General features: G+C 53.9%; 21 protein-coding genes. 9 read left to right on the plus strand and 12 right to left on the minus strand.

From position 1 onward, the window contains the following. Nucleotides 1-36: 36 nt before the first annotated feature. The 3 genes from rsmF (at nt 37) to ACQ0PY_RS13610 (ending at nt 2,120) form a co-directional block, all read left to right on the plus strand. The gene (rsmF, locus tag ACQ0PY_RS13600; RefSeq protein ID WP_109740636.1) at nt 37-1,476 is read left to right on the plus strand and encodes a 16S rRNA (cytosine(1407)-C(5))-methyltransferase RsmF; all 1,440 of its coding nucleotides are present in this window, start codon (nt 37-39) and stop codon (nt 1,474-1,476) included. A 114-nt stretch (nt 1,477-1,590) separates the two neighbouring features. Continuing rightward, on the plus strand, nt 1,591-1,827 hold the full coding sequence (locus ACQ0PY_RS13605; RefSeq protein WP_161215572.1) for a YebV family protein: 237 nt from the start codon (nt 1,591-1,593) through the stop codon (nt 1,825-1,827). Nucleotides 1,828-1,928: 101 nt separating this feature from the next. Next, entirely contained in the window at nt 1,929-2,120 is a 192-nt protein-coding gene (locus tag ACQ0PY_RS13610) for a YdfD/YebW family protein (protein ID WP_043000391.1), read from the plus strand. On the opposite strand, the gene pphA is transcribed toward ACQ0PY_RS13610, so the two are convergent. From pphA to yobA, 4 genes are all read right to left on the minus strand, one after another. Further along, nucleotides 2,121-2,783 (minus strand): protein-serine/threonine phosphatase, encoded by a 663-nt coding sequence (gene pphA / locus ACQ0PY_RS13615; RefSeq protein WP_109740319.1) that lies wholly within the window; start codon nt 2,781-2,783, stop codon nt 2,121-2,123. Nucleotides 2,784-3,192: 409 nt separating this feature from the next. After that, complete coding sequence (locus ACQ0PY_RS13620; protein ID WP_043000379.1) at nt 3,193-3,531, minus strand: YebY family protein; 339 nt, start codon at nt 3,529-3,531, stop codon at nt 3,193-3,195. 16 nt (nt 3,532-3,547) lie between these two features. Then, the gene (gene copD, locus ACQ0PY_RS13625; protein ID WP_090049236.1) at nt 3,548-4,420 is read right to left on the minus strand and encodes a copper homeostasis membrane protein CopD; all 873 of its coding nucleotides are present in this window, start codon (nt 4,418-4,420) and stop codon (nt 3,548-3,550) included. Nucleotides 4,421-4,422: 2 nt separating this feature from the next. Next, nucleotides 4,423-4,797, minus strand: a complete 375-nt coding sequence (gene yobA, locus ACQ0PY_RS13630) for a CopC domain-containing protein YobA (protein WP_043000377.1) — start codon at nt 4,795-4,797, stop codon at nt 4,423-4,425. 137 nt (nt 4,798-4,934) lie between these two features. On the opposite strand from yobA, the gene ACQ0PY_RS13635 reads away from it, so the two are divergent. The 3 genes from ACQ0PY_RS13635 to exoX all read left to right on the plus strand — a co-directional run bounded on the left by ACQ0PY_RS13635 (nt 4,935) and on the right by exoX (nt 6,622). Next, on the plus strand, nt 4,935-5,165 hold the full coding sequence (locus tag ACQ0PY_RS13635) for a DNA polymerase III subunit theta (protein WP_042318454.1): 231 nt from the start codon (nt 4,935-4,937) through the stop codon (nt 5,163-5,165). A gap of 108 nt (nt 5,166-5,273) precedes the next feature. Continuing rightward, nucleotides 5,274-5,936: a carbon-nitrogen hydrolase family protein gene (locus ACQ0PY_RS13640; RefSeq protein WP_109740320.1), complete on the plus strand. Its 663-nt coding sequence runs from the start codon at nt 5,274-5,276 to the stop codon at nt 5,934-5,936. 23 nt (nt 5,937-5,959) lie between these two features. After that, entirely contained in the window at nt 5,960-6,622 is a 663-nt protein-coding gene (gene exoX, locus ACQ0PY_RS13645) for an exodeoxyribonuclease X (RefSeq protein ID WP_043000375.1), read from the plus strand. On the opposite strand, the gene ptrB is transcribed toward exoX, so the two are convergent. From ptrB to yebG, 4 genes are all read right to left on the minus strand, one after another. Next, a complete protein-coding gene (gene ptrB / locus ACQ0PY_RS13650) occupies nt 6,604-8,679 on the minus strand; it encodes an oligopeptidase B (RefSeq protein ID WP_043000374.1) in 2,076 nt (691 codons plus the stop codon). The two genes, exoX and ptrB, sit on opposite strands and share 19 nt — an antisense overlap. 88 nt (nt 8,680-8,767) lie before the next feature. Beyond that, a complete protein-coding gene (locus tag ACQ0PY_RS13655) occupies nt 8,768-9,427 on the minus strand; it encodes a tellurite resistance TerB family protein (RefSeq protein WP_061070010.1) in 660 nt (219 codons plus the stop codon). A 94-nt stretch (nt 9,428-9,521) separates the two neighbouring features. After that, nucleotides 9,522-9,875, minus strand: a complete 354-nt coding sequence (yebF, locus tag ACQ0PY_RS13660) for a protein YebF (protein ID WP_043000372.1) — start codon at nt 9,873-9,875, stop codon at nt 9,522-9,524. Between the two features lie 73 nt (nt 9,876-9,948). Next, nucleotides 9,949-10,239: a DNA damage-inducible protein YebG gene (gene yebG / locus ACQ0PY_RS13665; protein ID WP_043000371.1), complete on the minus strand. Its 291-nt coding sequence runs from the start codon at nt 10,237-10,239 to the stop codon at nt 9,949-9,951. A gap of 131 nt (nt 10,240-10,370) precedes the next feature. Between yebG and purT the strand changes: the two genes are divergently transcribed. Next, a complete protein-coding gene (purT, locus tag ACQ0PY_RS13670; protein WP_109740321.1) occupies nt 10,371-11,549 on the plus strand; it encodes a formate-dependent phosphoribosylglycinamide formyltransferase in 1,179 nt (392 codons plus the stop codon). Between the two features lie 105 nt (nt 11,550-11,654). Here the strand turns inward: purT and kdgA are convergent, their stop codons facing one another. The 3 genes from kdgA to zwf form a co-directional block, all read right to left on the minus strand. Continuing rightward, on the minus strand, nt 11,655-12,296 hold the full coding sequence (gene kdgA / locus ACQ0PY_RS13675) for a bifunctional 4-hydroxy-2-oxoglutarate aldolase/2-dehydro-3-deoxy-phosphogluconate aldolase (RefSeq protein ID WP_043000369.1): 642 nt from the start codon (nt 12,294-12,296) through the stop codon (nt 11,655-11,657). Between the two features lie 35 nt (nt 12,297-12,331). Then, on the minus strand, nt 12,332-14,143 hold the full coding sequence (gene edd / locus ACQ0PY_RS13680) for a phosphogluconate dehydratase (protein WP_044257635.1): 1,812 nt from the start codon (nt 14,141-14,143) through the stop codon (nt 12,332-12,334). 233 nt (nt 14,144-14,376) lie between these two features. Beyond that, entirely contained in the window at nt 14,377-15,852 is a 1,476-nt protein-coding gene (gene zwf, locus ACQ0PY_RS13685) for a glucose-6-phosphate dehydrogenase (RefSeq protein WP_109740322.1), read from the minus strand. 330 nt (nt 15,853-16,182) lie between these two features. Between zwf and ACQ0PY_RS13690 the strand changes: the two genes are divergently transcribed. After that, nucleotides 16,183-17,052, plus strand: coding sequence for a MurR/RpiR family transcriptional regulator (locus tag ACQ0PY_RS13690; protein ID WP_043000366.1), 870 nt, complete (start codon nt 16,183-16,185; stop codon nt 17,050-17,052). Nucleotides 17,053-17,299: 247 nt separating this feature from the next. Then, nucleotides 17,300-18,742, plus strand: coding sequence for a pyruvate kinase (gene pyk, locus ACQ0PY_RS13695; protein WP_043000365.1), 1,443 nt, complete (start codon nt 17,300-17,302; stop codon nt 18,740-18,742). A gap of 44 nt (nt 18,743-18,786) precedes the next feature. Here the strand turns inward: pyk and lpxM are convergent, their stop codons facing one another. Beyond that, nucleotides 18,787-19,758, minus strand: coding sequence for a lauroyl-Kdo(2)-lipid IV(A) myristoyltransferase (lpxM, locus tag ACQ0PY_RS13700; protein ID WP_043000364.1), 972 nt, complete (start codon nt 19,756-19,758; stop codon nt 18,787-18,789). Nucleotides 19,759-19,787: the final 29 nt, after the last annotated feature.

Raw genomic sequence — 19,787 nt, forward strand, 5'->3', positions numbered from 1 at the left:
ACTGCGCGCTTGTTTTTCTGCCGGTGGTACTCCCCCGTGACTCAACACGCTGTTTATTTTCCTGACGCCTTTTTAACGCAAATGCGCGAGGCAATGCCTGCGCATCTCTCTTTTGACGATTTTCTCGCCGCTTGCCAGCGCCCATTACGCCGCAGCATCCGCGTGAATACGCTTAAGATTTCTGTGGCCGATTTTCTCACCTTAACCGCCCCGTATGGCTGGTCGTTGACGCCCGTTCCCTGGTGCGAAGAAGGTTTCTGGATTGAGCGTGAGGATGAAGATGCGCTGCCGCTCGGCAGTACCGCCGAGCATCTGAGTGGTCTGTTTTATATTCAGGAAGCCAGTTCCATGTTGCCGGTTGCCGCCCTGTTTGCCGACGATAATTCCCCCAAACGCGTGATGGACGTTGCTGCCGCGCCTGGCTCAAAAACCACGCAAATCGCTGCGCGCATGGGTAATCAGGGCGCGATCCTCGCGAACGAATACTCAGCCAGTCGGGTGAAAGTGCTGCATGCCAATATCAGTCGCTGTGGGATCAGTAACGTGGCACTGACCCATTTTGACGGCCGCGTATTTGGTGCAGCGCTGCCGGAAATGTTCGATGCGATTTTGCTTGATGCACCTTGCTCGGGTGAAGGTGTGGTGCGTAAGGATCCGGATGCGCTAAAAAACTGGTCCGTTGAGAGCAATCTTGAGATTGCCGCAACCCAGCGCGAACTGATCGAAAGTGCGTTTCACGCCCTGCGCCCTGGCGGTACGCTGGTCTATTCAACCTGTACGTTGAATCGTGAAGAAAACGAGTCGGTGCTGGCCTGGCTGAAAGAGACCTGGCCGGAGGCGGTGGAATTTTTACCGTTGGGCGATCTTTTTCCTGAGGCGAATCAGGCGCTGACGGCAGAAGGTTTCTTGCATGTGTTCCCGCAGATTTATGACTGCGAAGGATTCTTCGTCGCCCGCCTGCGTAAAACGGCCTCCATTCCCGCACTGCCAGCACCGAAGTACAAAGTGGGCAACTTCCCCTTCACCTCCGTCAAAGGTCGCGAAGCCGCGAACCTGACCCAGGCAGCTAATGCCCTCAGTCTGCACTGGGGCGAAAACCTGCGCCTCTGGCAGCGTGATAAAGAGGTCTGGCTTTTCCCGGCGGAGATAGAACCGCTGATCGGCAAAGTCCGTTTCTCCCGGCTCGGCATTAAGCTGGCTGAAACGCATAATAAAGGTTATCGCTGGCAGCACGAAGCGGTCATCGCGCTGGCTGATGTCAATCATCGCTGTGCGTTTGAACTGTCTCAGCAGGAAGCCGAAGAGTGGTATCGCGGTCGCGATGTCTACCCGCAGACCGTCCCCGCCACTGACGATGTGCTGGTGACCTTCCAGCATCAGCCGATTGGCCTTGCCAAACGGATCGGCTCGCGCCTGAAAAACAGTTACCCGCGTGAACTGGTTCGTGATGGCAAATTGTTTACCGGTAATGTCTGAAATCAGAAAATTTGCGCATTTTTTGACTGGCGCTTTTGCCTGCGTTGACTACGCTGAAAAATGGACGGCCTAACTGGTCGTACCACAATCAGCGAATTAACGGAGAGCACGATGATGAAAACCAGTGTGCGCATTGGCGCCTTTGAAATTGACGATGCCGAGTTACACGGCGAGTCGCCAGGAGACCGAACGTTAACCATTCCGTGTAAATCTGATCCGGATTTATGCATGCAACTGGATGCCTGGGACGACGAAACCAGCGTTCCGGCCCTACTGAATGGCGAACATTCGGTTCTTTTCCGTAAACACTACGATCGTAAGTCTGATGCCTGGATCATGCGTCTTGCCTGATTCAAAAAGAACCCGTCTGCCGGCGGGTTATTTATTTCCCCCTTCCCGCTTGCGTTAATTCCTCCTACACTTTTGTTATGGCTGTACAAAATGAGGATAGGATGTTCGCACTGGTTCTGTTTGTCTGTTATCTGGATGGCGGTTGCGAAGATATCGTAGTGGATGTTTACGATACAGAGCGGCAGTGCCTGTATTATATGGACGATCAACGGATTCGTCAGGGCGGCTGCTTTCCGGTTGAGGATTTTATCGATGGATTCTGGGCGCCCGCCCAGCAATACAGCGACTTTTAATCACTGTAGTTGTACCAGCGTTAACTCGCCGCCGAATACCGCTCCCGTATCGATGTAGTGCAGATTGTCGCTGTCTACACGTTGACGCAACGGCGTATGGCCAAACCAGAAATGGTCAGCGCCGGCGATAGCTGTCCCTTCTCCTGCCAGATGCGCACTCAGTCGCGCGCGTCGCCACAACACCTCCGTAAGGTTAACCGGCTTTTGCCACTGATAAATATCTTCCGGGTAATCGGCGTGGGCGACCACATGGGTCGCCTCGCGGCAATGCAATTCCAGGATCCACGGCAGATGCTGGCAGTATTCCAGTGCCAGCGTTGCATGATGCCGTTTCTGCTCAGGCAACGCCGTAAACCAGCCGCCACCATTCATCGTCCACAACGACCACTGTGACGTACGCAATGTATCTATCGCCATCTGTTCATGGTTCCCTCTGACTGCCACCATCCAGCGCTTATGCAGCAACTGCAGGCAGCGCAAACTGTCAGGACCGCGATCGATGAGATCGCCCACAGAGACCAGTAAATCTTGCCAGGGATCAAAGCGACAGGCCCGCAGCTTTGCCATCAGCAGCGCAAAACAGCCGTGGATATCCCCGACCACCCAGATGTGTCGCCACTGTGCCCCTTCGATCATTTGGTAGCTTTTTTCAGGCTGTTTCATGAGAGTTTTTGTCCTCAGTCACGCCCTAACACAAATTTAACAATAGCAGCAAAAAACGCTGGACGTTTATGCCCGGGTGTGGGTATGGTTTATTCAGAATGATAAGTGCGAAATGCCATTAGGCTCAGGAAAAGCACCCGTTCTACAGATAAAAAGAGACCGAATACGATTCCTGTATTCGGTCCAGGGAAATGGCTCTTGGGAGAGAGCCGTGCGCTAAAAGTTGGCATTAATGCAGGCTAAGTCGCCTTGCCTTTTAAGAATAGATGACGACGCCAGGTTTTCCAGTCTGCGGCTTGCACGGCTGGAAAAAAACGGCGCTGATCACTGGCTGAAATGTAAAAACCGCAAGACGCTTTACAAAAGGCTTGCGGTTTTTTATTGGAAATCAGAAAGATACTTTTGGTAACTAGCAGAGCTTTTCCGCTCGTTCGATAAACGGTGCCAGACTCATTTTTTCACCCGGTTTTGCCGGATCGTCAATCTGAATCACCGACAGGGGCTGCGCATTTGTTTTACCGCTCGCCACCTGCTCTTGTGCAACATCGTTTAACGGATACTGAACAAGCGTGCTGGGGTTAATCACATACAGCGCGTTTCCTGGCCGACAGGTCAGCATCACCTCTTCACGATTGAACGCCCATTTATCTTTACCGATTTCAAAACGGCTTACGGTGATGACCTGCGGTGCCGCCAGCGCAACCCCTGAGCTAGTCAGAAGCAGCAAAGAGAGAATCACTTTTTTCATGAATTTTGCCTGTCCTTCAGAACGGTTCCAGCGTCGCAAACACACTGACGATTGCCAGCACGACGGCGCCAACTCCCCATTCGATCTTCGTCATCCAAATAAAACACCGATTGATGCGTCGACTATCCTGCCGCATTCGTGGTACGAGAAGATACCGATTCGCCAGTGCGATTGCCACCATTAGCAGGACAAGTGCACATTTTAGCAAAAGCAGTTGCCCCCAGGCGGTCTGCCATGGCAGGGAAAAACCCTGAATAAACAGCAGATTGGTGATACCGGTGAGTAATACGCCCGCCACGGCAAGATGCCCATAGCGGGAAAAACGCATCATGGTGTAAACCGCCTGTTGCTGCCAGCGTCCTTTTGCCATGTGCATGCAATAAATCACCGGTAGCAGTCCTCCAAACCAGGTTGCAGCGCAAATCAGATGCATTGCATGGTTTGTCTGCTGGAGCGCACCAATAACCCCCGAGTGCAGTGTGGCATGCCCACCCCCCGTCAGCAGGGCAAACTGTGCGAGAGTTAAGAGCAGTAATAGTCGCGCTAAATCACGCGGCACAATCAACGCGACAACCAACGTAACCAGCGCCAGAACGATTTGCCAGAGCCACACACCGCCAAACTGAGTTTGCAATACCGCGCCCCAGACAGACACGGAGATAACATCCTGCCAGCCAGAGCCCATAAGCCCACCCTGGACTGCCAGCATCAGTAATGCACTCACAAAACCCCATAACGCAGCATGTTGTTGCAGGCGCAGGAAGCGTCTGCTCATCAGACGGCGGATCGATGCCGGCGCAAGCCATGCGCTGTAGAGCGCAGAGCCAAACACCAGCATCAGGGCGGTAAAATGGATGAAGCGGAGAACAACCCACGTCAGCGTCAGCATGTTTATTTCACACTAAAGGTGTACTGCCCTTTGGTTTTGTGTCCATCGACAGACACCACGTGCCAGTTCACCGTGTATTCGCCCGGCTTCAGCGTTTCATCAAGCGGGACGATGAGCTGTTTTTTATCCTGTTCGTTACGCTTTGCGGGACGGGTTCTGATTCCCTCTTGTTTTGGACCGGTAATTGTCGCTCCGCTGAATCCGGGCTCAATACCTTCAGAGAAATTAAGCGTCAGCGCCTGCGGCGCGGCGGTCACCTCGGCATCCGCCGCGGGATACTGGTGTGTCAGATGCGCATGCGCCCACACGGTGGGGGTTGCCAGAGCGGCTGCCAGAAAAAGGAGCGTATAGCGGAAAGTACGTGCAGGAGAGACCATATCAACTATTCCCTTTTGTAATGACTTATCCTGAGAGGATAACCTTCTATAATGTTCGCGTCGACAATCATCAATTGCGGCTTGCCATTGTGGTCGACTCTTAGTAACTTCTGCGCGCAAGATCGAAGGAGAAGCCCATGCACAAAAATCTGGCTCAGCTTGAACAGGCTGAAATGGACAAAGTAAACGTAGATCTGGCCGCTGCCGGCGTCGCGTTTAAAGAGCGCTACAACATGCCCGTTGTCGCTGAAGTGGTAGAACGTGAGCAACCTGCACATCTGCGCGACTGGTTTCGCGAGCGTCTGATCGCCCATCGTCTGGCGTCCGTTTCGTTGTCCCGTTTACCGTATGAGCCGAAACCTAAATAATTTTTCGGCGTGAAGTTACATATCCTTACATATTGCCTGCTACAGTATAAGTGCATTCTTATTCTATGATTTAAGGATGATTATAGACACTATGAAAAGGAAGTCATTATGTCACGCTGGAAAATCGCTGCTGCACAGTATGAACCGCTAAAAACATCTGTTCGTGAACATATCGCTCATCACCTGAATTTCATCGACGCAGCAGCCCGGCAACAGTGCGAACTGTTGGTGTTTCCCGCCCTCTCCTTACTCGGTTGCATGGACGAATCGCAGTGCCTGCCTGCGCCGCCGGATATCGATATCAGTCTGCTACAACCGCTCTCTCAGGCCGCCCACGCGCACCGCATGACGATCATTGCCGGTCTTCCGGTCGAACATAACAACCGTTTTGTCAAAGGGATTGCCGTCTTCGCACCATGGATAACCTCACTGCGTCTGTTTCCTCAAAGCCACGGTGCGTGTCTTGGTAAGGGCCTGAAAGCCATCAGCGTGGTGGATGAGCAACCGGAAGGTGTCGATATGGATCCGGCGTTTTCTCTGTTTACTACCAGCCAAAGCGTCAGTGAGCCGGAATTGCTGACCTCCACGTCGCAGTTACAACGTTTCTCGCATCAATTCTCGATTGCCGTACTGATGGCCAATGCGCGAGGAAGTAGCGCATTATGGGATGAAAGCGGGCAATTAATTGTCCGCGCCGACCGTGGTTCGCTGTTATTAACGGGGCAGCGCACAACGCAGGGTTGGCAAGGTGATATCATTCCATTACGCTAATCGTTTTCGGTCAGGAGTTTTACATGCTGCGCATCATCGATACTGAGACCTGTGGCCTGCAGGGCGGGATTGTAGAGATCGCCTCTGTTGACGTGGTTGACGGTAAGATCGTGAATCCTATGAGCCACCTGGTGCGCCCTGACCGGCCAATCTCGCCACAGGCGATGGCCATTCATCGCATTACCGAAGCGATGGTGGCAGATAAGCCGTGGATTGAAGAGGTTATCCCACACTATTACGGCAGCGAATGGTATGTGGCGCACAACGCCAGCTTTGACCGTCGTGTGCTGCCAGACATGCCAGGCGAGTGGATCTGCACCATGAAACTTTCCCGCCGCCTCTGGCCGGGGATTAAGTACAGTAATATGGCGCTCTATAAGTCACGTAAACTGAACGTGCAAACGCCTGCGGGTCTGCATCACCACCGCGCACTCTATGACTGCTATATTACCGCCGCGCTGCTCATCGATATTATGAATACTTCCGGCTGGACGGCGGAGCAGATGGTCGATATCACCGGCCGGCCGGGGTTACTGACCACCTTCACCTTTGGTAAGTATCGCGGCAAAGCCGTTTCCGATGTCGCAGAGCGCGATCCGGGCTATTTGCGCTGGTTGTTTAACAACCTCGACAGCATGAGCCCGGAGCTGCGTTTAACCCTCAAACACTATCTGGATAACGCCTGAACTGCGTCGTTACCGGGCAATGTTCCCTGTGCCAGACCAATCAGGAATGCAAATTCCAGCGCCACGCCTTCCCAGGATTTATAACGACCTGACTTACCGCCGTGTCCGGAATCCATATCGGTGCACAGTAACAGCAGATGGTCATCAGTTTTCAGCTCGCGCAGTTTCGCCACCCATTTTGCCGGTTCCCAGTACTGGACCTGCGAATCATGCAGTCCGGTGGTGACCAACAGATGCGGGTAAGCCTGCGCCCTGACGTTATCGTACGGACTGTAGCTTTTCATGTAAGCGTAATACTGCGGATCTTTCGGATTCCCCCACTCCTCAAACTCACCGGTCGTCAGGGGTATCGACTCATCCAGCATCGTCGTCACCACATCCACAAACGGCACCTGGGCAACCACGCCATGAAAGCGTTCGGGACGCTCGTTGATCGCCACGCCCATCAGCATTCCTCCCGCGCTACCGCCCATGCCATAACAGAGAGAGGGCGAGCCGTAGCCCTGGGCAATCAACGCATCACAGGCATCAAGATAGTCGTTGAAGGTATTGCGCTTTTTCAGGAATTTACCGTCTTCATACCACTGCTGCCCCAGTTCGCTTCCGCCTCGCACGTGAACGATGGCATAGACAAATCCACGATCCAGCAGACTTAACCGGCTGCTGCTGAAATCGGCATCCATGCTGGCGCCGTAGGAACCGTAGCCGTAAACCAGTAACGGATTTTGCCCCTTACGGAAGTATTTCTGATGATAGACCAGTGATACCGGAACCTCGACACCATCACGGGCGGTGATCCACAGGTGTTCACTGCGATAGTTGGCGGCGTCAAATCCCGGTACCTCTGTCTGTTTAATTACCCGTCGTTCACCCGTATCCATGTCCAGTTCAAACAGCGTGTCCGGCGTGGTCATCGAGGAGTAGCCATAGCGCAGGCGTGAGGTTTCCGGTTCCGGATTGTACGCAAGCCAGGTGACATAAGCCGGATCGTCGAAGGCAATCCCCACCACCTCGCGAGTTTTACGATTGATCTGCCGCAGGCTGGTTAAGCCACGCTGGCGCTCTTCCACTACCAGCCAGTCGGTAAAAAGCGTAAACCCTTCCAGCATGATTGCTTCACGGGCCGGGATCAGCGTTTCCCACTTTTTCTCATCGCGCACACGGGTGCGATAAAGACCAAAATTTTTACCCTCGCGGTTCGAACGCAGATAAAACTTATGTTGATAGTGATCGAGGCTGTATTCGTGGTCCTTGCGGCGCGGCAGAAATATGAAAGGTTCAGCATCAGCCAGTTCAGCATCCAGCAGTAAAACCTCGCTGGTCGTCGCGCTCGCCAGATGAATGACGAGGTAATGTTGCGACGTCGTTTTGTGCAGGCTGACGTAGAAAGTGTCGTCTTTTTCTTCGTAAATCAGCTCGTCATCGGCTGAGGGCGTGCCGACGGTATGACGCCAGACCTGATAAGGTAAGAGCGTCGTGGCATGTTTACGGACGTAGTAAAAGGTCAGGGAATCATTTGCCCAGACAAATTCGGGAGCCACATTATCCAGCATCTCCGGATACCAGTTACCGTTTTCCAGATTGCGAAAACGGATCCCGTACTGGCGGCGCGAAAGATAATCTTCCGCCAGCGCCATAATGGTGTTATCCGGCGTTATCGCCAGTCGTCCCAGAGTGTAGAACTCACTGTGTGCCGCCCGTTTGTTGCCATCAAGCAGCGTTTCCCAGTCATCCCATTCCTCACTCAGTGCAGACTGGCGTTGATAAATGGCGTACTCACACCCGGGTTCATAGAGATGGCGATAGCGATAACCGTTCTTCACGTATGGCGCAGAGGTGTCGCGGGGAGGAATGCGATCGATAATTTCTTTTAGCACGCGATCCTGCAAGGCTTGCTGCGTAGACATAACCTGATGTCCGTAGCAGTTTTCCTGTTGCAGATAGTCAAGCACCTCGGGCTGCGAGCGCGTGTCGTCCCGCAGCCAGTAGTAGTTATCAATGCGCGTGTCGCCATGGACCGTCATGGCGTAAGGGATACGATTTGCTTTTGGCAGCATGTGTCTGTTTCTTTCGTCTTTATACATCCTCTAAGGGTGGCAAAAGTCACGAATGATGCAAGCGAAACATGCTGCGCGCGGTATTTCGTTAGCCAGGTAATGCCTGTTTTTGCTGTTTCAAATCCTGCTCAATACCATCACGGACATCCTGTGGGATCTTCAGCGCATCACCCAGCGCGTTCAGGTAGCTGCGCTCCATAAAGTGATCGATATCAATCGCCGCACAGCTGAGGAAATAGATCTCCAGCGCCTCTTCTTCGTTGCGGATCCCCTGCGCAAGGCGCTGAGGATCGAGCGGCTGCTCAATCGCCTGTTCAATGAAAACGCGCCCCTGCTCTTCTACGCCGGCTTCACGCAGTTGCTGTTCGATTGCCGCCCGCTCGTTGGCATCGATATGGCCATCACTTTTCGCGGCGAAGACCAGCGCCAGGATCAGCCGTTCGGTGCGCACATCCAGCGGCGTACTTTGCGCGCCGAACTGTGGTTCACCCTGATGCGCCGCACGGACTTTATCCTTGTACTTGTTCCACAAGACCGTCCCCGCTACCGCACCGCCGCCGACCAGCAGCGCGCTGGTGCCATATTTGCTGAGCAGTTTGCGTGAGGATTTGTTAGCGACCAGTAACCCCGCCAGACCACCCAACGCGCCGGGTACCAGCAGCTTACTTAATCCCTGTTCACCTGAAGAAGAGGAGGACGATCCGTTTTGCCCGAGAAGAGAGTGTAATTGATTAAGCCAGTTAGCCATTTTGCCCCTCAAGTACTGACAATGAATTGTCAAAGCGTACCCGAGGGGATGTCAGGAAATGTCTGTCAGCGCTAAAGATGCGCAAATGTTCGTGCTATTGCGAACGATATTCCGCCGTGCCGGCCTTGCAGTCGACCTTCACCAGATAATGAATATCCGCACTTTTCCCACGCACGGTCAGCGGTACTACCCACTTACCCTCTCCACCGGTGATCTCTTTTGGATTAACCCATGCCACCGGGTCGGCCTGACCCACATGTTTTTGATCGTCGGCCCAACGCGCAATGCGATTCTGCTGATAATCGCGCTTAACGCTCGCCGCAATACCCTCGGTATCCAGACCTTCACAGTTAAGGAATTTAACCGTCTTACTGTCCGTACCTGCCGCAGACACCGATACGCTGGTGCATAACAACAGCAAGCAGGCTAACACGCCCGTTCTTTTCATACTTTTCCCTTTCTCCATAGCACAGTGATACAGGGAAAAGCATGGTACAAAACGTCAGGAGCGCAAGTCAGATTCAGGCCGCCTGCGTATCGTCCCCGGCAGCGGCGTCATTATCAACCACCTGCGGAGAAGGCAACTTGCCGGTTTTGAGGATGGTGCTCAGCACCTCTTTTTGTTCGGCCAGCCACAGCGACAGCGCTTCACGCTGTTCGTCTTCCAGCGTTAGCGGGGACTGTTCAAGCCAGGTGTCGAGTAGATCCGCCGTATCCAGCATCTTGTCATACGCATCGGCTTCCTTTTTGCTGGTAAATGACATTTTTTCCTCACCTTCCCGAATGACTACGTATTTAACTTCAACCGCCATGTTGCAGCCTCTCAATATCACTGTATTTATGTACAGTATATTCTATTTCACCGCTGAAATCAACCTGGCAATAAAGACAGACGCAAACGTTTTCGTATATACTGCGGCCAAATTTGTTGGGGGATATTTTCATGACGATATTAGGCACAGCGCTGCGTCCGGCAGCAACTCGGGTGATGTTATTGGGTTCTGGTGAACTGGGTAAAGAAGTGGCCATCGAGTGCCAGCGTCTCGGCGTGGAAGTGATCGCGGTGGACCGGTATGCCGACGCACCGGCCATGCATGTCGCACATCGTTCTCACGTCATTAATATGCTGGATGGCGACGCGCTTCGTCGCGTAGTGGAGCTGGAAAAACCGCACTATATCGTGCCAGAGATTGAAGCCATTGCCACGGATATGCTGGTGGCGCTGGAACAGGAAGGGTTGAACGTCGTGCCCTGCGCGCGCGCGACAAAACTCACGATGAATCGTGAAGGTATTCGCCGCCTGGCGGCAGAAGAACTGGCACTGCCCACATCAACCTTCCGTTTTGCCGACAGTGAAGCCACCTTCCGCGACGCCGTGGCTGAAATTGGTTATCCCTGCATTGTCAAACCGGTGATGAGTTCATCCGGCAAGGGGCAGAGTTTTATTCGTTCCGAAGCGCAGCTGGCACAAGCCTGGGACTATGCCCAACAGGGCGGTCGCGCGGGTGCCGGTCGGGTCATCGTCGAAGGGGTTGTGAAGTTTGATTTTGAAATCACCCTGCTCACCGTCAGCGCGGTCGATGGCGTCCATTTCTGTGCACCGGTGGGTCATCGCCAGGAAGATGGCGATTATCGTGAATCCTGGCAGCCGCAACAGATGAGCGCACTGGCGCTGGAACGCGCTCAGGACATTGCCCGTAAAGTGGTATTAGCCCTGGGTGGTCACGGTCTGTTTGGCGTGGAGCTGTTTGTTTGCGGGGATGAGGTCATCTTCAGCGAGGTCTCCCCTCGCCCGCATGATACCGGCATGGTGACGCTGATCTCTCAGGATCTGTCGGAGTTTGCCCTGCATGTACGCGCTTTCCTCGGACTGCCCGTGGGGGCCATTCGTCAGTATGGTCCGGCAGCTTCTGCAGTGATTTTACCGCGACTGACCAGTCAGGACGTGACGTTTGGCAATGTTCAGGCCGCCGTCGGTGCCGGTGTGCAGGTCCGTTTCTTCGGTAAGCCGGAAATTGAAGGATCGCGTCGCCTGGGTGTGGCGCTGGCAACGGCAGACAACGTTGATGACGCTATTAAACGCGCGAAGAACGCCGCCGCGCAGGTGAAAGTGACAGGGTAAACAACAGCAACCGTAGGCCGGATAAGGTAGTCATGCCACCATCCGGCAAAACCCGATGGCGGCGCTAACGCGTCTCATCGGGCCTACGGCTTACACATGGGTAGCTTACTGCTTCGCGCCTTCAACCGCTTCGCGAGCCAGTCTGGTGATACGATCGTAGTCACCGGCTTCCAGCGCGTCATTCGGCACCAGCCAGGAGCCGCCGATGCACAGCACGCTTTTCAGTGCCAGGTAATCGCGGTAATTAGCGGGAGAGATGCCGCCAGTCGGGCAGAAACGCACCTGAGAGAACGGACCGGCAATGGCCTGCAGCGCTTTAGTGCCGCCATTGGCTTCTGCCGGGAAGAATTTGAACTCTTTCAGGCCGTAGTCCATACCCAGCATCAGTTCAGAAACGGTGCTGATGCCAGGAATCAACGGAATCGTGCCTTCGGTTGCCGCTTTCAGCAGCGGCTCGGTCAGACCTGGGCTGATAGCGAACTGCGCACCGGCTGCAGTAACCTCAGCCAGCTGCTGCGGATTCAGCACCGTACCCGCACCCACAATGGCTTCCGGAACCTCTTTGGCGATAGCGCGGATAGCATCCATCGCGCAGGCGGTACGTAACGTCACTTCCAGTACGCGCACCCCACCCGCAACCAGCGCTTTTGCCATCGGCACAGCGTGTTCCAGTTTATTCACTACGATCACCGGGACAACCGGGCCGGTGGTCAGGATTGCTTCTGCACTTGTTTTCCAGTTTTTCATCAGAGTTTTTCTCTCGCCTGATTACAAAATATGCCTTAAAAATGAATACAGGTTGCGCCCTGTTCTGCGCCGGACAACTGTTCACGCAGCGCGCCGAACATTTCACGCCCCGTACCGATGCGCGATGCGCTCAGATCCGGTATATGCGGCTGGCGAGCGGCAAGCTCCGCCTCATCAACCAACAGCGTCAATTCACCTGTCTGTCCGTTCACCCGAATAATGTCGCCATCGCGTACTTTTGCCAGCAGTCCGCCATCATAGGCCTCCGGGGTTACATGGATGGCTGAAGGCACTTTACCGGACGCACCGGAAAGTCGACCATCAGTAACCAACGCAATTTTGAAACGACGGTCCAATAATACACCAAGTGGCGGCATGAGTTTATGTAATTCTGGCATTCCGTTCGCTTTTGGTCCCTGATGACGCACAACTACCACGCAGTCACGGTCCAGCAGACCCGCTTCAAAGGCCGGCAGGACATCATGCTGACTTTCAAAAACAACGGCCGGCGCTTCAATCACCTGATTCTCGGCCGGTACGGCGGACGTTTTCATAACCGCACGACCGAGGTTACCACTCAGCACTTTAGTGCCACCATGATGAGAGAACGGCTGGTCAAAGGAAGCAATGACATTGCTGTCCAGCGATTTGGCCGCGCCTTCACGCCAGTCGAGTTCGCCATTGTTCAGCCACGGTTCCAGGGTGTAGCGCTTCAGGCCGTAACCGGCCACAGTGTTGACGTCTTCATGCAGCAGACCCGCGTTCAGCAGTTCACGCATCAGGACCGGGACACCGCCCGCAGCCTGGAAGTGGTTAATATCCGCCGGGCCGTTAGGATAGAGACGCGCCATCAGCGGCACGATGTCGGAGAGGTCAGAGAAGTCATCCCAGTTAATCTGGATACCCGCAGCGCGGGCCATCGCCACCAGGTGCATGGTATGGTTCGTTGAACCGCCGGTCGCCAACAGCGCGACAATCCCGTTCACCACCACTTTTTCATCAATCATTTTGCCGATCGGCATCCATTCGTTACCGTTACCGGTCAGGCGCGTCACCTGGCGCGCTGCTGCTGCCGTCAGCGCTTCACGCAGCGGAGCATCCGGGTGAACAAACGAGGACCCCGGCAGTTGCATCCCCATGAACTCCACCACCATCTGGTTGGTGTTCGCGGTACCGTAGAACGTGCAGGTGCCCGGCGCATGATAGGAGGCGGCTTCAGACTCCAGAAGCGCCATACGATCAACTTTACCTTCAGCATAAAGCTGACGAATGCGGACTTTCTCTTTATTCGCCAGGCCGCTCGCCATTGGACCTGACGGCACGAAGATGGAAGGCAGATGACCGAATGACAGCGCCGCCATCGCCAGACCCGGGACGATTTTGTCACAGACGCCGAGGAACAGCGCGCCGTCGAACATGTTGTGAGAGAGTCCCACCGCGGCGGACATCGCAATCACTTCGCGGCTCAGCAGCGAAAGCTCCATACCGTCCTGCCCCTGCGTGACGCCGTCACACATTGCCGGAACGCCGCCCGCGACCTGCCCGACCGCATTGGCTTGATGCAGCGCTTTGCGAATGATGTCCGGATAATGTTCGTAGGGTTGATGTGCGGAGAGCATGTCGTTGTAGGAAGTGATGATCGCGATATTGTTACGCAACATGCTTTTCAGAGAGGCTTTATCGTCTGGCTGACAAGCCGCGAATCCGTGCGCCAGATTCCCGCATGCCAGTTGTGAGCGGTGAACGGTCGAGGATTTAGCCTGTTCTATACGAGCGAGGTAGGCAGAACGGGTCTCACGGGAACGTTCAACAATACGTTGTGTTACGCGTAACAAATTCGGATTCATAGAGGCTCCTGAAATTTATCTGTCAGAGCTACAGGTTTGGCAAGTTCATTTACTGCGTGTATAAATACAGGAAACGCTTGTTCACCGGAGCTCAGGGGCAAAATCGTTTCAGGCAGTGTAATAAAAAAAGCCTCGCGGGTGAATCCACACGAGGCTTAAAAGTGCAAAAATTGTTCAACAATCTGTGTTAGATCATGTTACCGGTAAAATAACACAGGAGTGGTAGACACTTTTTACTCGAATTCATTCCAGGAACGACCGTCACGGGTGATCATCGCCACCGAAGCAACCGGCCCCCAGGTCCCGGCCTGGTACGGTTTCGGCGCATCGTTGTCCATCGCCCACGCTTCGGTAATGGAGTCTACCCACTTCCACGCCTCTTCGACTTCATCACGACGCACAAACAGCGCCTGAATGCCGCGCATAGTTTCCAGCAGCAGACGCTCGTAAGCATCCGCCAGATGCGTTTGATTGAAAGTTTCGGAGTAGCTCAGATCCAGCTTGGTGATTTGCAGGTTATGCTTGTGGTCAAGACCCGGAACTTTGTTCAGAACCTGGATATCCACGCCTTCATCCGGCTGCAGACGAATGGTTAGCTTGTTCTGCGGCAGATCCTGCCAGGACTCTTTAAACAGGTTCAATTCAGGCGTTTTGAAGTAAACCACAACTTCAGAACATTTCGTCGGCAGACGTTTACCGGTACGCAGGTAGAACGGCACGCCCGCCCAGCGCCAGTTATCAATGTCGACGCGGATCGCCACAAACGTTTCGGTGTTACTGCTCTTGTTCGCACCCTCTTCTTCCAGATAGCCCGGGACTTTTTTGCCCTGAGCAAAGCCGGTGGTGTACTGGCCGCGAACGGTTTTTTCACGCACATTTGAACGATCGATACGACGCAGCGACTTCAGCACCTTCACTTTTTCATCACGAATGGCGTCAGCGCTCAGATCCGACGGCGGCGACATCGCAATCATGCACAGAATTTGCAGCAGGTGGTTCTGGATCATGTCGCGCATCTGCCCGGCCTGGTCGAAATAACCCCAACGCCCTTCAATGCCCACCTCTTCTGCCACGGTGATTTCCACATGATCGATCGTGCGGTTATCCCAGTTATTCACAAACAGGGAGTTGGCAAAACGCAGCGCCAGCAGGTTCAGAACGGTCTCTTTTCCCAGATAGTGGTCGATGCGGTAAACCTGGCACTCTTCAAAATATTCGCCAACCTGATCGTTGATCTCGCGAGATGTCGCCAGTGAGGTACCCAACGGTTTTTCCATCACCACGCGTGCCGGTTTGGCATTCAGTTTCGCTTCGCCCAGTCCCTTACAGATTGCGCCAAACGTGCTTGGCGGCATGGCGAAGTAGTTGATCGTGGTGCGGTTTTTCTGATCGAGCATCGCCCCAAGACGAGTAAACGCCGCGGTATCATTCACATCCAGATTGCAGAAATCCAGGCGAGCGCTCAGGGTGTCCCACAATCCTTCATCTATCTTTTCTTTCATGAAGGTTTCGAGCGCTTCGCGCACCACCTTCGTGTAGGCATCTTTATCCCAGTCGGCACGGCCTACCCCGATAATGCGGCTTTCAGGGTTGAGCTGACCGGCTTTTTCAAGTTGATACAGGGAAGGCAGCAATTTACGACGCGCAAGGTCGCCTTTCGCGCCGAAAATGACCAGGTCACATGCCTGGGCTGTTTGCGTTACCGCCATGTCATTCTCCTTAGTTAGCTATCCTGGTACTTTGCCAGGCATTACTTGTAATTTTATTACAGTGCACTGTACTGCTTTTACGTGATTCCGGAAACCGTAAACGCTTAACCCACCGTGCGGTTGGCGCTTAACGGCGCAAATTGGTCAAAATTGTCGTTGGTTTGCGACGCATAACGTTGAGTCAAAACACGATGTTGATCATGTTATGAAAAAAAACAACAACTCTGCTGACCATTTTGCCCCCTTCTCTGATTAGCAGGGGTACTATCTACCAAAATTGCCTCTCGATTTCTTGTATCACTGAAATCGTTATTTCCGTGGGTCTACATCATGAATATGCTGGAAAAGATCCAGTCTCAACTGGAACATTTGAGCAAATCTGAACGCAAAGTCGCCGATGTCATCATCGCCTCACCCGAGCGGACCATCCATTGCAGTATTGCCACGCTTGCGCAGGAAGCCAACGTCAGTGAACCGACGGTGAACCGTTTTTGTCGCAGCATGGAAACCCGGGGCTTCCCCGATTTTAAACTGCATCTGGCACAAAGTCTGGCAAATGGTACCCCTTATGTTAATCGTAATGTGGATGAAGATGACAGTGTCGAATCCTATACGGGCAAGATTTTCGAATCCGCGATGGCCAGTCTTGACCACGTTCGCCAGTCGCTGGACAAATCGGCGATCAACCGCGCGGTGGATTTACTGACGCAGGCCAAGAAAATCGCTTTCTTTGGCCTGGGGTCGTCCGCCGCCGTCGCCCATGATGCCATGAACAAGTTTTTCCGTTTCAACGTTCCGGTTATCTACTCCGACGACGTCGTTTTGCAACGGATGAGCTGTATGAATTGTAGTGACGATGACGTGGTCGTGCTGATTTCGCATACCGGTCGCACCAAGAGTCTGGTCGAACTGGCGCAGCTTGCACGTGAAAACGATGCCATGGTGATCGCGTTAACCTCCGCTGATACGCCGCTGGCGCGTGAAGCCACGCTGGCAATTACGCTCGATGTGCCGGAAGATACTGACATTTATATGCCCATGGTCTCTCGACTTGCGCAGTTGACCGTGATAGATGTGCTGGCTACGGGATTTACTTTGCGCCGTGGGGCAAAATTCAGAGATAACTTGAAGCGTGTCAAAGAAGCGCTCAAGGAATCGCGTTTTGATAAAGAACTGCTCATCAAGAGTAATGACCGCTAATAGCAATAATAAGTACGACTTAAATTCGTCATCCGGTTTTGTTCGCTATGCTATGTAGACCCTACGTAATTCGAGTTGTGGAAAGGCGGCAACGCAGCGAATCTTCAGGAGCTTACTGAAGTAAGTGACTGGGGTGAGCAAGGAGGCCAACGCACAGGCAACCAGAAGTATGACGGGTGTAAGGTTTTCAGAACTGCCGGATCAATTTTCACGCAACACCTAGTTGTTTCAGTCAACGGAGTATTACATGTCCAGAAGGCTTCGCAGAACCAAAATCGTTACGACATTAGGCCCGGCTACCGACCGCGATAACAATCTTGAAAAGATTATCGCTGCTGGTGCTAACGTCGTGCGGATGAATTTCTCTCACGGTTCGCCAGAAGATCATAAAATGCGCGCGGATAAAGTTCGTGAGATCGCTGCCAGATTGGGACGCCACGTAGGCATTCTGGGTGATCTCCAGGGGCCAAAAATTCGCGTCTCTACCTTTAAAGAAGGCAAAGTATTCCTCAACATCGGTGACAAATTTCTCCTGGATGCCAACCTGGGTAAAGGTGAAGGCGACAAGGAAAAAGTCGGCATTGACTACAAAGGTCTGCCGGCAGACGTGGTACCTGGCGACATTCTGCTGCTCGACGATGGCCGCGTGCAGTTAAAAGTGCTGGAAGTTCAGGGTATGAAAGTGTTCACGGAAGTGACCGTGGGCGGCCCGCTCTCCAACAACAAAGGCATCAACAAGCTGGGCGGCGGTCTCTCCGCAGAAGCCCTGACCGAAAAAGACAAAGCCGATATCGTGACCGCCGCTCAGATTGGCGTTGACTATCTGGCTGTCTCCTTCCCGCGTTGCGGCGAAGATCTGAACTACGCTCGCCGCCTGGCGCGTGATGCGGGCTGCGATGCCAAGATTGTGGCCAAAGTTGAGCGTGCGGAAGCGGTCTGCGACCAGAATGCGATGGATGACATCATTCTGGCTTCTGACGTGGTGATGGTCGCTCGTGGCGACCTCGGCGTTGAGATTGGCGATCCGGAACTGGTCGGCATCCAGAAGACGTTGATTCGTCGCGCACGTAAGTTGAACCGCGCGGTGATTACCGCGACCCAGATGATGGAGTCGATGATCACCAACCCAATGCCAACCCGTGCGGAAGTGATGGACGTCGCGAACGCCGTGCTGGATGGTACTGATGCGGTCATGCTGTCAGCCGAAACGGCGGCAGGCCAGTACCCGGCGGAAACCGTCGCGGCGATGGCGCGCGTCTGCCTGGGTGCAGAAAAAATCCCCAGCATCAATGTCTCCAAACATCGTCTGGACGTACAGTTCGACAATGTTGAAGAAGCGATTGCGATGTCCGCCATGTACGCGGCAAACCACCTGAAAGGGGTGACCGCGATCATTACCATGACGGAATCCGGTCGTACTGCGCTGATGACTTCTCGCATCAGCTCCGGCCTGCCGATTTTCGCCATGTCCCGTCATGAGCGTACGCTGAACCTGACGTCGCTGTACCGTGGCGTCACGCCGGTGCATTTCGACAGTGCGGCGGAAGGCGTTGTCGCAGCAAGCGAAGCGGTGAATCTGCTGCGTGACAAAGGCTACCTGGTGTCCGGCGATCTGGTGATCGTGACGCAGGGCGACGTGATGAGCACCATTGGCTCAACCAATACCACGCGTATTCTGACCGTCGAGTAATCGACGGCTGATACAAAGAGGCCTCTCATGTGAGAGGCCTTTTTTTATTTAAGGGGGTAGAGATCTTTGCGCTTATACGGCTGGATCTCGCCCGGTTTGCGGGTCTTCAGCAGTTTCAGGATCCAGGTATATTGCTCGGGATGCGGGCCAACAAAAATTTCCACCTCTTCATTCATTCGACGGGCAATAGTGTTGTCATCTGCGGTCAGAAGATCGTCCATGGGCGGGCGCACCTGAATCGTCAACCGGTGGGTATCGCCGTTGTATACCGGGAACAGCGGAATGACGCGCGCCCGACACACTTTCATCAGTCGACCAATGGCCGGCAACGTCGCTTTATAGGTGGCAAAGAAATCGACAAACTCACTGTGTTCAGGACCATGATCCTGATCGGGCAGATAATATCCCCAGTACCCCTGACGAACAGACTGAATGAACGGCTTGATGCCGTCATTACGCGCATGCAGGCGACCACCAAAGCGGCGGCGCACCGTGTTCCAGACGTAATCAAACACCGGGTTTCCCTGATTATGGAACATTGCCGCCATCTTCTGGCCCTGAGACGCCATTAACATTGCCGGAATATCCACACCCCAGCCATGCGGCACCAGGAAGATCACCTTTTCGTTGTTGCGGTGCATCTCCTCGATGATTTCAAGCCCTTCCCAGTCAACGCGTGACTGAATTTTTTCCGGACCGCGAATCGCCAGTTCCGCCATCATCGCCATGGCCTGCGGCGCAGTTGAAAACATCTCATCGACGATAGCCTCGCGCTCAGCTTCGCTACGTTCCGGAAAGCACAATGACAGGTTAATCAACGCCCGGCGACGCGAGCTTTTACCCAGACGCCCGGCGAAACGGCCCAGTTTTGCCAGCAGCGGGTCGCGAAAGGATGCAGGGGTTAAGGCGATACCCGCCATCGCCGCGACGCCCAGCCATGCGCCCCAGTAACGCGGATGGCGAAAAGATTTCTCAAACTCAGGGATGTACTCACTATTATTTTTTTTTGTTTCCATGCTTATCCAGTGCCTGATGACGCGAAAAG

This window comes from Citrobacter sp. LST-B2 (genome assembly GCF_057983045.1).

Coding starts and splice junctions, on each gene's coding strand:
- zwf (WP_109740322.1), bottom strand. CDS start 15,852: ATGGCGGTAACGCAAACAGCCCAGGCATGTGACCTGGTCATTTTCGGC.
- copD (WP_090049236.1), bottom strand. CDS start 4,420: ATGCTGACGCTGACGTGGGTTGTTCTCCGCTTCATCCATTTTACCGCC.
- ACQ0PY_RS13610 (WP_043000391.1), top strand. CDS start 1,929: ATGTTCGCACTGGTTCTGTTTGTCTGTTATCTGGATGGCGGTTGCGAA.
- yebF (WP_043000372.1), bottom strand. CDS start 9,875: ATGAAAAGAACGGGCGTGTTAGCCTGCTTGCTGTTGTTATGCACCAGC.
- pphA (WP_109740319.1), bottom strand. CDS start 2,783: ATGAAACAGCCTGAAAAAAGCTACCAAATGATCGAAGGGGCACAGTGG.
- ACQ0PY_RS13655 (WP_061070010.1), bottom strand. CDS start 9,427: ATGGCTAACTGGCTTAATCAATTACACTCTCTTCTCGGGCAAAACGGA.
- ptrB (WP_043000374.1), bottom strand. CDS start 8,679: ATGCTGCCAAAAGCAAATCGTATCCCTTACGCCATGACGGTCCATGGC.
- ACQ0PY_RS13690 (WP_043000366.1), top strand. CDS start 16,183: ATGAATATGCTGGAAAAGATCCAGTCTCAACTGGAACATTTGAGCAAA.
- ACQ0PY_RS13620 (WP_043000379.1), bottom strand. CDS start 3,531: ATGAAAAAAGTGATTCTCTCTTTGCTGCTTCTGACTAGCTCAGGGGTT.
- kdgA (WP_043000369.1), bottom strand. CDS start 12,296: ATGAAAAACTGGAAAACAAGTGCAGAAGCAATCCTGACCACCGGCCCG.
- purT (WP_109740321.1), top strand. CDS start 10,371: ATGACGATATTAGGCACAGCGCTGCGTCCGGCAGCAACTCGGGTGATG.
- ACQ0PY_RS13635 (WP_042318454.1), top strand. CDS start 4,935: ATGCACAAAAATCTGGCTCAGCTTGAACAGGCTGAAATGGACAAAGTA.
- pyk (WP_043000365.1), top strand. CDS start 17,300: ATGTCCAGAAGGCTTCGCAGAACCAAAATCGTTACGACATTAGGCCCG.
- yebG (WP_043000371.1), bottom strand. CDS start 10,239: ATGGCGGTTGAAGTTAAATACGTAGTCATTCGGGAAGGTGAGGAAAAA.
- yobA (WP_043000377.1), bottom strand. CDS start 4,797: ATGGTCTCTCCTGCACGTACTTTCCGCTATACGCTCCTTTTTCTGGCA.
- ACQ0PY_RS13640 (WP_109740320.1), top strand. CDS start 5,274: ATGTCACGCTGGAAAATCGCTGCTGCACAGTATGAACCGCTAAAAACA.
- edd (WP_044257635.1), bottom strand. CDS start 14,143: ATGAATCCGAATTTGTTACGCGTAACACAACGTATTGTTGAACGTTCC.
- lpxM (WP_043000364.1), bottom strand. CDS start 19,758: ATGGAAACAAAAAAAAATAATAGTGAGTACATCCCTGAGTTTGAGAAA.
- ACQ0PY_RS13605 (WP_161215572.1), top strand. CDS start 1,591: ATGAAAACCAGTGTGCGCATTGGCGCCTTTGAAATTGACGATGCCGAG.
- exoX (WP_043000375.1), top strand. CDS start 5,960: ATGCTGCGCATCATCGATACTGAGACCTGTGGCCTGCAGGGCGGGATT.